Source organism: Sphingomonas floccifaciens (genome assembly GCF_042681125.1).
GTDB classification, from domain to species: Bacteria; Pseudomonadota; Alphaproteobacteria; order Sphingomonadales; family Sphingomonadaceae; genus Sphingomonas; species Sphingomonas floccifaciens.
Window position 1 is genome coordinate 267,307 of record NZ_JBHUFC010000003.1, and the last position, 13,504, is coordinate 280,810.

General features: G+C 65.7%; 19 protein-coding genes. 10 read left to right on the forward strand and 9 right to left on the reverse strand.

The annotated features are described in order from the left end of the window. The first annotated feature begins 22 nt into the window (after positions 1–22). The 5 genes from ACFSC3_RS08285 (at position 23) to ACFSC3_RS08305 (ending at position 4,538) form a co-directional block, all read left to right on the forward strand. Entirely contained in the window at positions 23–508 is a 486-nt protein-coding gene (locus tag ACFSC3_RS08285; protein WP_380939935.1) for a LysR family transcriptional regulator, read from the forward strand. Then, positions 505–639 carry a hypothetical protein gene (locus tag ACFSC3_RS08290; protein WP_380939936.1) on the forward strand — a complete coding sequence of 45 codons (135 nt, stop codon included), beginning with the start codon at positions 505–507 and terminating at the stop codon, positions 637–639. Before ACFSC3_RS08285 ends, ACFSC3_RS08290 begins: the two co-directional genes overlap by 4 nt. After that, complete coding sequence (locus ACFSC3_RS08295; protein WP_380939937.1) at positions 636–2,480, forward strand: hypothetical protein; 1,845 nt, start codon at positions 636–638, stop codon at positions 2,478–2,480. The genes ACFSC3_RS08290 and ACFSC3_RS08295 overlap by 4 nt, the downstream gene beginning before the upstream one ends. Before the next feature lie 703 nt (positions 2,481–3,183). Then, a complete protein-coding gene (locus ACFSC3_RS08300) occupies positions 3,184–3,627 on the forward strand; it encodes a hypothetical protein (RefSeq protein ID WP_380939938.1) in 444 nt (147 codons plus the stop codon). Positions 3,628–3,869: 242 nt separating this feature from the next. Continuing rightward, positions 3,870–4,538 (forward strand): hypothetical protein, encoded by a 669-nt coding sequence (locus tag ACFSC3_RS08305; RefSeq protein WP_380939939.1) that lies wholly within the window; start codon positions 3,870–3,872, stop codon positions 4,536–4,538. A 107-nt stretch (positions 4,539–4,645) separates the two neighbouring features. On the opposite strand, the gene xth is transcribed toward ACFSC3_RS08305, so the two are convergent. The 3 genes from xth to ACFSC3_RS08320 all read right to left on the reverse strand — a co-directional run bounded on the left by xth (position 4,646) and on the right by ACFSC3_RS08320 (position 5,887). Further along, positions 4,646–5,419 carry an exodeoxyribonuclease III gene (xth, locus tag ACFSC3_RS08310; protein WP_380939940.1) on the reverse strand — a complete coding sequence of 258 codons (774 nt, stop codon included), beginning with the start codon at positions 5,417–5,419 and terminating at the stop codon, positions 4,646–4,648. A gap of 5 nt (positions 5,420–5,424) precedes the next feature. After that, positions 5,425–5,547 carry a hypothetical protein gene (locus ACFSC3_RS20935; protein ID WP_417774580.1) on the reverse strand — a complete coding sequence of 41 codons (123 nt, stop codon included), beginning with the start codon at positions 5,545–5,547 and terminating at the stop codon, positions 5,425–5,427. A gap of 148 nt (positions 5,548–5,695) precedes the next feature. Further along, positions 5,696–5,887 carry a DUF3606 domain-containing protein gene (locus ACFSC3_RS08320; protein ID WP_380939942.1) on the reverse strand — a complete coding sequence of 64 codons (192 nt, stop codon included), beginning with the start codon at positions 5,885–5,887 and terminating at the stop codon, positions 5,696–5,698. Positions 5,888–6,006: 119 nt separating this feature from the next. On the opposite strand from ACFSC3_RS08320, the gene ACFSC3_RS08325 reads away from it, so the two are divergent. The 3 genes from ACFSC3_RS08325 (at position 6,007) to ACFSC3_RS08335 (ending at position 7,635) form a co-directional block, all read left to right on the forward strand. After that, positions 6,007–6,450 carry a DUF72 domain-containing protein gene (locus tag ACFSC3_RS08325; protein ID WP_380939943.1) on the forward strand — a complete coding sequence of 148 codons (444 nt, stop codon included), beginning with the start codon at positions 6,007–6,009 and terminating at the stop codon, positions 6,448–6,450. A 26-nt stretch (positions 6,451–6,476) separates the two neighbouring features. Next, positions 6,477–7,250: an alpha/beta fold hydrolase gene (locus ACFSC3_RS08330; protein WP_380939944.1), complete on the forward strand. Its 774-nt coding sequence runs from the start codon at positions 6,477–6,479 to the stop codon at positions 7,248–7,250. Positions 7,251–7,344: 94 nt separating this feature from the next. Continuing rightward, positions 7,345–7,635 (forward strand): hypothetical protein, encoded by a 291-nt coding sequence (locus tag ACFSC3_RS08335; RefSeq protein ID WP_380939945.1) that lies wholly within the window; start codon positions 7,345–7,347, stop codon positions 7,633–7,635. A gap of 27 nt (positions 7,636–7,662) precedes the next feature. Here the strand turns inward: ACFSC3_RS08335 and ACFSC3_RS08340 are convergent, their stop codons facing one another. The 3 genes from ACFSC3_RS08340 to ACFSC3_RS08350 all read right to left on the reverse strand — a co-directional run bounded on the left by ACFSC3_RS08340 (position 7,663) and on the right by ACFSC3_RS08350 (position 8,763). Further along, positions 7,663–8,316, reverse strand: coding sequence for a UPF0149 family protein (locus tag ACFSC3_RS08340; RefSeq protein ID WP_380939946.1), 654 nt, complete (start codon positions 8,314–8,316; stop codon positions 7,663–7,665). Beyond that, positions 8,313–8,510 (reverse strand): hypothetical protein, encoded by a 198-nt coding sequence (locus ACFSC3_RS08345; RefSeq protein ID WP_380939947.1) that lies wholly within the window; start codon positions 8,508–8,510, stop codon positions 8,313–8,315. The genes ACFSC3_RS08340 and ACFSC3_RS08345 overlap by 4 nt, the downstream gene beginning before the upstream one ends. An 82-nt stretch (positions 8,511–8,592) precedes the next feature. Beyond that, entirely contained in the window at positions 8,593–8,763 is a 171-nt protein-coding gene (locus ACFSC3_RS08350; protein ID WP_380939948.1) for a hypothetical protein, read from the reverse strand. A gap of 95 nt (positions 8,764–8,858) precedes the next feature. Here ACFSC3_RS08350 and ACFSC3_RS08355 point away from each other — a divergent pair, with 95 nt between their 5' ends. Together ACFSC3_RS08355 and ACFSC3_RS08360 are read left to right on the forward strand one after the other, a co-directional pair. Then, complete coding sequence (locus ACFSC3_RS08355; RefSeq protein ID WP_380939949.1) at positions 8,859–9,002, forward strand: hypothetical protein; 144 nt, start codon at positions 8,859–8,861, stop codon at positions 9,000–9,002. Between the two features lie 407 nt (positions 9,003–9,409). Then, complete coding sequence (locus ACFSC3_RS08360) at positions 9,410–11,113, forward strand: hypothetical protein (RefSeq protein ID WP_380939950.1); 1,704 nt, start codon at positions 9,410–9,412, stop codon at positions 11,111–11,113. Between the two features lie 94 nt (positions 11,114–11,207). Here ACFSC3_RS08360 and ACFSC3_RS08365 read toward each other — a convergent pair whose 3' ends face one another. The 3 genes from ACFSC3_RS08365 to ACFSC3_RS08375 all read right to left on the reverse strand — a co-directional run bounded on the left by ACFSC3_RS08365 (position 11,208) and on the right by ACFSC3_RS08375 (position 13,480). Next, a complete protein-coding gene (locus tag ACFSC3_RS08365) occupies positions 11,208–11,729 on the reverse strand; it encodes a hypothetical protein (RefSeq protein ID WP_380939951.1) in 522 nt (173 codons plus the stop codon). Then, positions 11,726–12,055 (reverse strand): hypothetical protein, encoded by a 330-nt coding sequence (locus ACFSC3_RS08370; RefSeq protein WP_380939952.1) that lies wholly within the window; start codon positions 12,053–12,055, stop codon positions 11,726–11,728. Before ACFSC3_RS08370 ends, ACFSC3_RS08365 begins: the two co-directional genes overlap by 4 nt. Positions 12,056–12,322: 267 nt before the next feature. Next, complete coding sequence (locus tag ACFSC3_RS08375; RefSeq protein ID WP_380939953.1) at positions 12,323–13,480, reverse strand: restriction endonuclease; 1,158 nt, start codon at positions 13,478–13,480, stop codon at positions 12,323–12,325. Positions 13,481–13,504 lie beyond the last annotated feature (24 nt).

The window sequence follows — 13,504 nt, forward strand, 5'->3', positions numbered from 1 at the left end:
GATCGCGTAACGAGATCACCGGATGATTGAGCTGAAAGCCATGAGGCTGTTCGTCGCGCTTGCCGACGAACTGCATTTCGGACGCACCGCCAACCGGCTGGGCATTGCGCAATCGGCATTGAGCACGCAGGTGCTGCGGATCGAAGATCGGCTCGGCGCCCTGCTGTTTGATCGTGGCCGGCGCTCCGCCGTATCCCTCACGCAAGTCGGCCGCATCTTCCTGGTCGAGGCGCGCGCCGCGATCGCGCAGGTCGAGCGCGCCGAGCGGATCGGTCGAATGGCAGGGCGCGGCGAGGCCGGCCCGGCCCGAATCGGCTACGTGCTGTCCGCTGCGCTGAGCGGCGCGCTGCCTAACGCGCTGTCGGCGAGCTGTTCACGCGGTTCGCGATGGACGTCGACGACGCCATCGTGGCGCACGGCCTGCTCCCGGACCTCTCCGGCCTCGGCAAGGCGTCCGTGGCGCGGAAGCTGTGCGAGGCGTCCCAGGGTCGCCTGCGCCCGCTCATGAGCATCATCCGCGGCGCGATGGTGCTGGCCATCCGGCGCGGCGGCGCGTCGATCAGCGTCGACGACCTGCGCGATGCCGTCGGCGCCTACGCGCTTCGCGTCAGCTTCCTCGACCGGAACCCGTTCGCGTGAGCGCGGCCTCCGATCGCCACGCCGGCATCGGCCTGCAGGTCCGGACCGTCCTCGCCCCTCTGCCGGGCGAGTCGGCCGACGGCCTGCTCGGCCGCGTTGCGGCCGCCGAGTGCGCGACGCGCATGCTCGACTTCACCAGGGTGGCCGGCGCCAGCTTCTCGCACCATGCGGCCCTGTCCCGACAGGAACCCGAAGGCGTTCGGCTGGTGGCTCGGTGCATCGGCGCCGACCCGGACGACCTCGCGGAGCGCTGCACCGTGACGTCGCTCGAGACGCGCGAGATCGCGTTCTTCGGCCTCAGGATCGATCCGAGGCACGTCGCGGGGAGCGTCCGACGCTACGCTCCGGCCTCGCTCGCGGCCTCGCCGCACCACCGGGCGCTCTGGATGCTGAAGCCGTTCCCGTTCTGCGAGGAGACCTGGCAGCTTCTCGTCGAGCACTGTCCGAGTCCGCACTGCGGCGCGGTCCAGCACTGGCGCTGGACCAACGGCATCGACCTCTGCGACCGCTGCGGCGAGCAGTTGACCCGCGCCCGCGCCGACGAGATTCCCGAAGACCTTCGCCAGAACCTCCTCGACGCCCTGGGCCTGTTCCACCCCGACCCGTCCCGACGCGAGGCGTCCCAATCCCTGCTGCCCGACGGTCTCGCTCGGCTGGACGGCGGCGCGCTGCTCGATCTCCTCAGCGCGATCGCGGGCGTCGTCGACCCGTGCATACGCTACGCGTCGAACAAGCGCGTTCTCGATCAGGCCGCCCCACCGTCGGCCGTGACGGCAGCCGTGGCGAGCGCCTGGTCGATGATGGTCGGCTGGCCCGAGAGGTTCGAGCGCCTGATCGGCGAGCGGCTCTCCACCCGCGAAGGTCGCTTCGGCGACGGGAACGACGGCGCAACGCTGGCCTTCCTGAACCTTCCGAGGCGTTCAAAGATGCGCTCGGACGCTCGCCACGCCGTGTCGCTCCTGTGCGACCGTCTCGAAAACAACGCCGCCAGCGGCTATCGGACCATGGACGCGGCATCCCGGCTGAGTGTCAACGCCTCCGAACTCACGGCCGCGCGCAGGAGGGGCGACATACCAACGGTCTTCCACCTCGGCCTCCCGCAGCGACGGCCGGTCCCGCTCGTCGAACGCTCCGCGATCGATCGGCTGGCGGGCCGCCAGATGGTCCCTCGGTTCGCCGTCGAGGTCCTGCTCGGCGCCAGCTCCCAAACCGTCGACGCGCTCGTGGCAACCGGTGTGCTCGAAGCGGCCATGTTCGCGCCGGGCGATGTCGGCGGGCGGATATACCGCGAGTCCGTCGACGCCTTCGTCGCCCGCCTCGCGGCCGCCTCCCGCACGATCGATTGCGAGACCATTCCGCTGCGGACGGCGATGCGGATCGTCGGCGGGCGGTTCAAGCCCTGGCCAGAGGCGCTTTCCGCCATGTTGGCGGGCCGCATCGCATTCGAGTTCGACCCAAACGCGAAGACCGTGGTCGACGGAATTCGCGTCGCGACGGAAACGGCTGCACTTCTTCTGGGCCTGCCGTCCGCAGACGGAGCCGGAACGCCCACCCCCATGACACTCCTAAAGGCTGAGGCGATCGAGATCCTGAACCTCCGCCTGAGCGCAGGAGCCACCGTCCTGGGCGACTGGAAGGGGACGCGGACCCGGTCGGGCGAAGTGCCGACGTCCTTCGTGCTCGATCTGGCCAAGACCCACATCGCCCCCGCGGAAGCCGCGCTGAGGCTGTCGACGGGCTGCAAGGGCGTGCGACACTTCATGGCCCGCCACGGCATCGAGAAGCTCTCGGATGCCGGATACGATCGCGCGAAGTTCGAGGCTCTCGCGAATCCGGACTGACGTCGCGTGCCGGGGAGATCGAGCATTGGCAAGCTGGGCTCGAGCCTCATCGCACCGACGAACTAGACGCCCTGATCCAGTCGGGTTCCGCCTCGGACCGGGCGCGAATTCGATCTCGCGACCGTTCACGCCCTCACCAAAGGTGGAATAGGCCGGTAGGCCTTAGCCGCCGACGGATGGGCCGCCGCGATGGCTGTCGGCCCTCAGTCGGTCCTGCAGCGCGAAATGGCTCGAGGTGGTTGGGCCTGGCACAAGCGAGTCGTCACGCCCTCGGCCCCAAACGGACGTGGCGGTCGATCGCGCCGAGCGCCGATCACGCGGACCCCGGCCGACTGATGGCCTTCGACCGAAACTGAACTGGCGGAGGCCGATATGCCCAGAACGACCGCCTCACGCCTGGAAGGCCCGGCAGGGTTCCTGCCGAGAAAGGCAATCTCAACCTTGCTGGCGCAGGGTGCTCTGCGCCGCAAGAGAACGCGGGATGAGCGAGCGAGTGAACCTTTAGGAGCTACGAAAAAAGATGACTACACGCGCAAACAGCTCGGCGGCTGACCTTCTGGACAACATCAAGGCGTTCGAGCGAATCCTGGCGGGGAAGGTCGAGGACGCTCGTCTGTCCGAACGACTGATCGATCAGGCAAGCATTCAGCTGCGCAGCGCCGCCTCAGCCACGATCAGCTTCCCCTTCAAGGCCGGCGAAGGAATGGATCACGTCCTTTCGACCGTGGTCACCGACAACGTCATCGACACCCCGGCCCGCCGGGCCGAGTTGGCCGACAACTTCGTCCTCTACATGCAGCGCGCCGTCAATCGCGCACCCGAGGCCGCCGCCAGTCGCCGCGCCATCGCCAACGCAGTGGCGGAGGTCGCTTCCGAAGCGGGAGCCGAAGGCATCGATCTCGAGCTTCTGCGCCTGGAGCCGAGCCCGATCAACGTCTTCGGCAAGCCCCGCGTCGAGGACGAGCACGCGCAGGTGTTCTACGTGCACATCGTTCTGCCGCATCTCGAAAACGGGATCCTGACGCGCGACAGCTACACGATCGACGCGGACGGTGCGGAGGAATTTGCGGACTATCTGCGAAACCGCACGCTGCCTGAGCTTCGCGAAGTCGTGCGTGCGCAGAGGACGCCAGAATCCATCGGGTGAGGTTTTGCAGACAAGCCTGATCGAGCGCTTGCGCGCCGATCAGGCTCGATCGCGAAAGCGGCCATCCGAGATGGCTGGCGACTGATCGAGGCCCGGGTCCGGCACTCAGGTGCTTCAGATCAATCACTATATCCTGAACCATGCCTGCCGCCACGGGTTGAGGCGCTGCCAGGCGAGCGAAGCGTCGGCCGTCGGGGCCGTCAAGCTCGCGATCATGGCAGTGGCGTAACAGGAGAGTGGCCTTGAACGACAATGGCGAGAACAGCGCGTTTGGTTTCGACGATCCCAATCGTGGTCCCTTGGATCGGGCGGCGAACACGCTCACCGGTGGAAGCGGCGGCGTATCGGGAGCGATGGGCGCCGAGCGGGCGCATCAGACCGGCGGCAGCACCGGCGTCGTTTCCGCGATCTTCGACAGCAACTCGGAAGCCGAGCGCGCGGTATCCGAACTTCGCCAGCTTGGCGTGAACGACGCAGACCTGTCCCTCATCGCGCAATCGAAAGGCACGATGACGACCCGCGAGGGCGGCGGCGAGGTGACCGACGAGGAGCACACGAACATCCTGCGCGGCATCCTCGGCGGGGGGGCTCTCGGCGCGGGCCTGGGCGTCGCGGCGCTCGCGATCCCCGGCGTCGGACCGCTCGCCGCGCTTGGCGCGATCGCTGCGTCCGCGGTGCCAGAAGCGGTCGCGATCGGCGCCGTCGCCGGCGCGGCCGCGGGCACCTTCAACGAGGCGCTCAAGAAGCACGGCGTGAGCGACGAAGACTCCGCGTATTACGGAGACCGCCTGAAGGACGGGGGCGTGCTCGTCACGGTCAACGCCAGCGGCATCGACCGTCAGCAGGTGCAGGACGTCCTGCACCGGAACGGCGGCCATTCGTCCTCGCACGCGCGCACTGCGGCGGTCTGACGGCATAGGACCGAGCGGCGGCAGCCGCTCGGTCCTTCTCTTCGAGAACGCCAGACGCCTGTCGCCGAGTGTTGCCCTCGAGCCCCTCGGCAGACGCACCGGAACGGTCAGTCGGCAAGCCGTATCCACGCCGGCGCGTGGTCGCTGGTCTTCTCCCAACCGCGCACATGCCTGTCCACGTCCGCGGCTTCGAGCCGCTTGGCGAGGGCAGGGCTCAGAAGCAGATGGTCGATGCGCAGCCCCGCGTTTCGCGCGTAGGCGTTCCGGAAGTAGTCCCAGAAGGTGTAGATCATTTCGCCGGGGTGCATCTCGCGCAGCGAATCCGTCCATCCCTGATCGATCAGTCGGGCATGGAGCGCCCGGACTTCCGGCGCGAAGAGCGCATCGTCGAGCCAGCGCTCCGGCTTGTAGACGTCCGCCGACGTCGGCATGACGTTGAAGTCGCCTGCGAGGACGACCGGCAGGCCGCTCCCGATCAACGTCCCAGCATGCTCGATAAGCCTCTCGAACCAGTCGAGCTTGTAATCGAACTTCGGGCCGGGGCGCGGATTGCCATTGGGCAGATAAAGGCCTGCGACGATGATCCCGCTGACTGCCGCCTCGAGGTAGCGGCTCTGCGTCGGATCGGGATCTTCGGGGAGGCCGCGACGTGTCTCGTGAATCTCGCCGACCCGACTGAGGATCGCGACGCCGTTCCAGCTCTTCTGACCGAACCAGACCGAGTCATATCCGAGTTCGCGTATCGCGACTTCCGGAAACTTGTCCTGTGGCGCCTTCAGTTCCTGAAGGCACACGATGTGGGGCGCCTCTTCCTTGAGCCAACGAAGAAGCACCGGCAAACGGCCGTTGACGCCATTAACGTTGTAAGTGGCGATCTTCATGGACGTCAGAGCTCCGGGAGGACCTGGTCGGCCCGCCCCCATCCGGCGAGCGCCTCCGATGCCGCCTGCGGAACGAGCTCCTCGCCTTCGCCGGCATGCGAATGATAGAACGTGTCGACCGTCTTCATCTCCCCCCAGGTGATCGGCGCCGCCACTGGAGCGCCGGAGCGTGCCCGCACGGTAAAGGGCATGACCGCCGTCGCGACGCGCTGATTGCGCAATTAGTTGACGAAGATGCGCGTGTAATCCAGGTTCTGACCACAGGTGCAGCGAGCATCACTTTGCCTTTTTGAGCTTCGACGCCGCCTGATTCAAATTCTCCCGGTCGTTGCCGACCTTCGCGATCAGATCCTCGGCCTGCTGCTTCGTGATGCCATGCTTGCGCGCGAAGTAGTTCACTTCGTAGCCTTCTCCGGCAGCGACCCGGGCGCGGTCTGCGGCACCACGCTTGCTCTTGTCGTCGGCCATCATCCTCTCCTTCTCGGTAAGAAGGAACGATCGGTTGGCCTGGTTCCGAAACGAAACGCCCATTGACTTGGGTAAGTGCGATAGTTTGAACGGTTTTCCATCAGAGCGGTTGGCTACCCATGCCACCGCTGATCGGCACCGCAGGCTGGTCCATACCGGCGTCCGAGAGGTCCTCCTTCCCAAATGAGGGGACTACGCTCGAACGCTATGCAGCGGTGATGCCCAGCGTCGAGGTGAACACCTCTTTCTACAGGCCGCATCGTCGTCAGACCTGGGAGCGATGGGCTGCATCGACGCCCGACGACTTCCGCTTCTCGGTCAAGATGCCGAAGGAGATCAGCCACGTTCGGCGGCTCATCGATGTGATCGACCCGCTCGACCGGTTCATGGACGAGGTCGGCGGCCTCGAAGGCAAGCTGGACATACTTCTTCTGCAGCTTCCTCCGAGCTTCGCGTTCGATCGCGCGACGGTGGGAGTGAAAGGTTCGGACAGTGCACTACAGGCTGCCTTTTCAAACCGCCTCGTCCGGCCTTTGATGCCGAGATGCTGCTTCGCTCGTTGAGCAACGCGAACAGCGCGAAAGCTCCTATGCACCAGATCACCCGCGGCATCGGCAAGCCCCTCCTGCTCATTCATGGATTGGGGAGCAGCTGGCATGCTTGGCAGCCGATCCTGCACGACTTGGCCGTGGAGCGATCGGTCATCGCCATCGATCTGCCGGGGCATGGCGCCACGCCTGCCCGGTCGGATAGCGGCACGTTTGAAGGGCTGGTCGCCAGCGTCGAGCGCTATCTCGTCGCGAACGACTTGGTCGGCATCGATGCCGTGGGCAGCTCGATGGGCGCCCGCATCGCGCTCGAGCTCGCGCGGCGGGGGAAGGTCGGCAACGTGGTCGCCCTGGATCCAGGCGGCTTCTGGCGTGGCTGGGAACGCGGCTTCTTTCGCACGACGATCGGCCTGTCCGCGCGTCTGCTTCGCGTCCTGCGATCCCGTCTGCCGGCGATCAGCCGCAGTGCGGCCGCGCGGGCCGTCCTGCTCGCCCAGCTCTCGGCTAGGCCGTCTGCCTTGTCGGCCGAGCTGGTGTGCACGGAGCTGACGGGCATCACCGACACGCCGACGTTCGATGCCCTGGTGAACGACCTGGCCAACGGCCCCGAACAGACGGGTCCTGCCGCCGACCCGACATGCCGCATCGTCATCGGCTGGGGTCGGCAGGACCGCCTGTGCCTGCCCCGCCAAGCCGCCCGCGCGCTCTCGGCGTTTCCCTCGGCGACCCTGCACTGGTTCGACGAATGCGGTCATTTTCCGGTGTGGGACGTGCCCCGCGAAGCGACGTCGTTGATCCTAAAAGCGACGCGGTGATCTCTCCTTCCCCAGCCTGCGAAGCGTCACAGATGATACCGCATTCCACCATTCAACCCGTAACCCCAGCACCTCCCGATAAACGAGGAAACCCATGGAATTGATCAGACTTCCGATCGGTGAGCCGGCGCAAGCGGATGTCGACTGCATAGCCATAGAGGAACAGGTCGATCACCGGTTCCGACTGACCGCGTCGGCACTGTGCAACGACACGCAGGACGCGGAGTCGGTTTCGATCGTCGGTGGGCCGACCTTTCTGTCCGCGCACGAGGCGGAAGCGGCCGGGATCGCGTGGGCGACAACGGTCGGTGTCGATCGCCTCTTCATCAGTTCCGGCACACTCGCCCGCCCGTTGGCGCGGCTCGATATCGACGGGCCGTTGTAATCCCCTCGTTCGCCAGACTTACGTAGATCAGCCGCAGCAGCGCTTGTGCTTCTTGCCCGATCCGCAAGGACACGGGTCGTTTCGTCCGACCTTCGTCGGCGCCGGAGCGCCGCCCGTGCGAGCGTCCGCCGATCGCACTCGTCCGGCATAGAGCTGCTGCACGACGCCAGTCAGCTCCGCCACGGCACGGTCCTGAAACGCGTTGATCTCGACGCTGTCGAGGTCGCTTTCCTCTCGCGCGATTGCGATGAGCGTGGCCAGTCGCGCCAGCGGGTCCGCCATCTGCACGTCGTCGGCCAACGCATGCCAGGCCTTCGAACGCAGCGCGACTGCTTCGGCAAAGCCGTCGATCCAATAGTCCCACAGCACGTCGCCGGAGCGCGGGTCGGCATCGAAGATCGGCTGCAGCTTCCCACGGGCGAGATCCCGCGCGATCTCTTCGTGCCGCGCCGTCACCGCCGTGGCGAACCACTGCACGTCCAGCCGATCCTCGAACGGTGGGACGCCTTCGGCTTCCTCGCCCCAGATGACGGCCATCCATTCGGTGGCAGGCACTGCCTCCGGGCCGATCACCAGGCCGGTCAAGAACCCGTCGAGCTCGGTCAGCAGCATCGGCTCCTCGACGGGCAAGTCGGCGAGCGCGTCGTCGAGACGCCGGAAGCGCGAGGGATACCGACTCACAGCGTGATGTTGCGACGCTGCATCTCGGCGCCCGCGATATCGCGAAGCGGCGTCGGACCGCCACGGGCAAAGATGTCAGCGAGATCGAGGAGATCATCGTCGGTCAGCGCCGCGACGGAGGCCTCGATGGCGGCCAGGCGGTCGCGGTCACGACCGGCATTCAGCAGCCGGCGCTTGGTCTGCAATTTCAGCATTGGCCGGTGCTAGCAGAATTGTGTTGGCGTTGGCACCATTCGAGGCTGACGGCCGCAACGACAGGTCCGATCGCCGAGCGCATCAATTGCCTTCGGCGTCCGCCGCGAACAGGGCGGGCTTGTCGCGTGACGTCGGCTCCAATCTGGCCGCCAGCGCAGCGCGGATGCACCGGAAGATCATCGCGTCGTCGAGCCGAACGCGACCGCGCGGAAAGCACTCCCAAGTCTCTTCAGCAGCGGAAATCTCACCCATGCCTCGCGCTTGGCATCGAATGGCGACGCAGCGAAGCTGAACCTGGGACTGCTATCTACGAGGTTCTCGAAGATTCGAGCGGGCTCAGCCGATCGGTGCTCGACAAGCTGACCACTCTCCGGCAGCCGGCACCGCACCCACCCGCAGGCGAGCTAGGTCTGCGCGAGCGCGAATCCCTCAAGCATATCTGCGAAGACTTCGACGACGAAGCGATCACCGAGCATCTCGAGATATCGTAAAGTGCCGTGCAAAATCGCGTGGCGAGGATTTACTCGAAGATTGGGGCCAACCATCGCGGCGGCGCCCTTGTCTGGCGAGCGGGAGCGAAGCACGGGAAACAGCAAGCTCCGACTTGTCGACGAGCGGTGCCGACCTGATAATCGACGTTCAAGTTGGACAGCTGAATCCCGAACGCGGACATCTATAAATATTCGCCATGCGGCCGGACCTGAGCTGGTTACGGAAAGGCGGCCTCGCACGGCAAGAAGGGTGAAAGCAGACCGTCTTACCGCGTCGCAGAGGATACTGCCCTAGCCAATCGATCCTCCGTATTGCAGTATCCCCGACGTGACCTTCGTGCATGCCAAGTGTCTCGCGGCGGCATTCGGCGCTTGATCTTGGATGTGGAGCGGTTGCGGGGCGAATTATGAATTTGGTGGCGGCGGAGATTGCGCGGTTCCTGGCGACCGCTGAGCCGGGAGTGCTCTGCATCCGCGGGCGATGGGGCGTCGGCAAAACCTTCGCGTGGAAGCGCCATCTCGCCGATTCGATCGCGGCCGGCCAACTGGCGATGCCTGGTTACTCATACGTCTCGCTGTTTGGGTTGAACTCACTTGAAGATCTGCGGTTTGCGGTGTTCGAGAACACCGTTGACCGTCAGCACGCTGTATCGGGTGCTGACGCCGACACGTTCCAAACGCTACTGACCAAAGGGATCGCCACGGGTCGGAAGGCCCGGCCACTACTCGAGATTGTGCTGCCGTTCTTCAAGGGTCAAGGTGTGGCGAGCGCCATCTACCGCTCGGCCTTCCTGTTTGTCCGCGACCAACTCGTCTGCCTGGACGACCTGGAGCGAGCGGGGCCAGGGCTGGCCATCCGCGATGTGTTGGGACTCGCGTCCTTCCTGAAGGAGGAGCGGCGCTGCAAGGTTGTGCTGCTGCTTAACGATGAGCGTCTGGGAGACGAGGCCGCCGAGTTCGCGGATCAGATCGAAAAGGTCGCCGACCTAACGCTACTATTCGCGCCCACCGCCGACGAGGCGGCCGCAATTGCTCTTCGCGAAGATGACGACCTTTCCAGACTATTGCGTGCGCGAAGTGTGTCGCTCGGCATCACGAACATTAGAGTAATCGTGAAGACTGCCAGGCTGGCGCGTCGTCTTGCCGAACTGCTTAATGGCCGGGACGCCAGCGTAGTCGATCAGGCCGTGACGACGCTGGTGCTGGCCAGCTGGTCCGTCCAGCAGCCTTCTGCCGCCCCGCCGCTCTCGTTCGTCCGAAATTACAACAGCGTCGCCTACCTTATGCGCCTGCAGGATAATCAGCCCGACGCGGACGAGCAGCGCTGGCGAGAAGCAATTGGGGACTATCCGTTCGCGCACGCTGACGATCTCGACCGCGTGGTGATTGAGGGCGCGGCGGCAGGCTATTTCCACGAGGAGCTGCTCGACGTGGCGGCGGCGGTGGCCGAGGAGCGCCACCGACACAACCAGCGTGGTGGCAAGTTCTCGCGTGTGTGGCAGGACATGTACCACGGCTCGCTTACCACGGATGATGACGAGTTTCTTGACGCGCTACGCGACGCGGGCACGGCGGAGGCTCGCTGGATCTCGCCTCTGAACATTAACAGCGCTATTCGCCTGCTGCGGGAGAACGGCCGAGGCAGCGAGGCGGATACGCTGGTTCGGGACTACGTCGCCGCACATGACGGAGAGCGACCTGAGTTTTTTGACATCGGCAGTCACCACTTCACCCGCGACGACCAGCTAGACGACGGCCTGCGCGACGCCTTCGCCGAGCGCGCTGCGCGGCACGTTGACGCACGCGAACCGATGCACGTCCTGCGCGCGCTCGGCACGCGTCGCGGCTGGGACCGGTCCGACATCTCAGTGATGGCGCGCTGCTCGGCAGACGATTTCGAGCGGATGTTCGAAGCGCTGTCGGGCGACGTGATGAAGCCGGCGATCCAGACGCTCCTCCAATTGGGCCGCTCTGGCGAACAGATGTCGGCTGGCATAACCGATAGGGTGGTGGCGGCGCTGCGCCGCATCGGCGCGAAGTCGCCGCTTCGGGCTCGTCGGATTGCCTCCCTTGGGGTCGATCTGAACGATCCGATAGAGTCGGACGAATAATATACGTTCCGGTGCGCTCAGACCCAAAACCCGACATCCGCGCTGGCTTGAGGACGACCCGATGCTGGACGCTCGTTCATCGCGCTAGACTTAATCACCCCCAATCGGGACCGGGTCCGTATCGTTCCACGACGTCGTAGATCGCCCCGTAGTCCTTCCGCCGCAGCTCGCCGTTGTATGTGAAGCCGTGCTTGTCGGCGATCGCGCGTAGGGTGGCGTAGTGGTCGGGCAGCGTCCGCGACGCGGCGGACCGGATGATCGGCAATAGGGTCTGATTCCGGGCCTCCTCGTCCACCTTCCCGGACAGGATCGCGGTCGCGACGCGGTTCAGCTGCAGGAGGTAGCGGTCGCCCTTCGTGGCGACCTCAAAGAACAGGCCAAGGTCTGCGGACGCCGCGTTCGAGAACCCTCCGATTGCGCCGGTGTAGGCGTGGTAGGCAGCGTCGTGCTCCCCCGTGAGCTTCTCGGTGTTCTCGTAGTTTTTCTGCTCGAGGTCCTTCCGGTCCTTCTTGCTCAGCGTCCAGCGTGAAGTCGCGAAGCCGGCCAGGAACCCGACGATCGGCAGGCCGACGTCCTTGGCCCAGGGGAGGAGGTCCGACGCGACCTGGGCGGTCACTTCTTCCTCGCCTGCGCGAGCAGCGCCTCGATGGTGTCCGCCTCCGCTTTAAGCACAAGGTTCGGGACGATCTCGAAAAGCTCGTCCGCGGCACGGCGCCCTGCCTCCTCCGGATCCAGCCCCTCGCGCGCATAGCTATCCGCGAGGGCGGCCCAGCGGTGGGCCTCCTCCTCGGTGGGCACCTGCCGCAGCCTGTATTTGATCCGCAGACCAACGCCTATCTCGCGCATGCCGTTACTCCCTCCTGTTAACAGCGCCCGTGCCAGGAGCGCCTCGATCGTATCCGCCCGCGAAAAGTAGGCGATGACGTCAAGCTCGCCGAACACCTCGAGCGCCGCGCGTCGGCCCGCCTGCTCGGGGTTGTCCGTGCCGGCTTCCAGCTCGCGCGCCCTTACCGCCCACGCGGCGATCCCGTCGTCGTCCGGTTCGCTCGTCAGGCCGTACTTTATGCGCAGATTGTGTCCGAGCCCCTCGGTCAGTTGAGGACCCTCCTCTCGATGCGGTCGCTGCTCGGGGTAGGCGGCGGTGGCGCTGCCGTCAAAGCGAAGATATTCCGCGGCATCCTGGGTGCGATGCTAGGCGCCGCCCGGCGATCACTTGCCGCGAAGCGCCTTCGGTCTCTTCCTCCCACCGGCCGGAGGTTTTGGCGCCACCGGGGGCCCGCGTCCCGACAGGCTGAGGTAGTCCGCCAGCCTGCCCTCGAGCCGCCGCACCGTGGTCGTGTCGCCTACGGGCACGTAGAACGTGCCATATTTCTCCTGCTGGGTGTAGGTACCGCGTATCAGCTGCAGGTTCTGAAAGCTCTCGATCAGCCGCCAGGTGACGCTGCCGCCCTCGACCTTCGCGCAATGGTAGTAGCGCAGCGGGTGAAGCTGGAGGTAGAAGCCGCCTTGCACAAGTGGCTCCGTGTTGAGCGGAAGCTGGTCCAGTGTGTAGGTCGTCTCCTCGCCGCTCAGGACGTTCGTGTAGACCACCGGACTAGTGAAGGACGTCGGCTCGATACCGATGTTGCCCGACAGCTGGCGCGACATGCGCGCCACGAACGTCAGCCTGACCCGCGTCAGCGTTCCAGCCGGGAAATGGTATTCGTCCGGTGGCTCCACGGCCACGCCGGGCGACAGGTCGACGATCTCTTGTCGGCTGCGGCCTTCCGCCATCGCGCGGCGCGGAGCTGACTGCATGATGTCGCCGAGACTGCGACCGTCAGCGAGCCTAGTCTTCGCCGCGTAGTAGTTCATCTGCGACGCCTCGGAGGGCACGGTGAAGCGGGCACCGTCGGCATACTCGAGCTCGGCATCCTCAATGGCGTCGACGAGGACGGGTTCGCCGAGGGATAGACTCGGGGTCGCGTCCCCCTCGTAGTCGGGGTTTACATGCGTGATGAAGGTGGTGGCTGCCGACAGCGTTGGGGTGTCCTCGTCGAAGGCGACCGTAAACAGATCGACTCCGTGCCGGCGGGCGACTGCCACCGCGCCCTCCTGGAAGCCGGCCACCGTCACGAACACGGCCTTGCTCGCCTGCTGGTCGCGCGCCTTGGTCACGAAAGCCTCGACATCCTGCGCACTGGCCCGCCGGGTCCGGTTCTTCACCTCGACGAGGACGAGGTAGTCGAGGCTGCCCAGGCGGAAGCGTACGACCACGTCGAACTGCCGGCCGTTGATGCGCTCGTTCCAGCGGACCTCTGCGTCGCCGCTGCTCACCGCGTGTATGCCGGCGACAATGCGTTCGAGGTATTCGTCGTCCTTGATCATGCGTGATGATAGCGGCGGGAACCG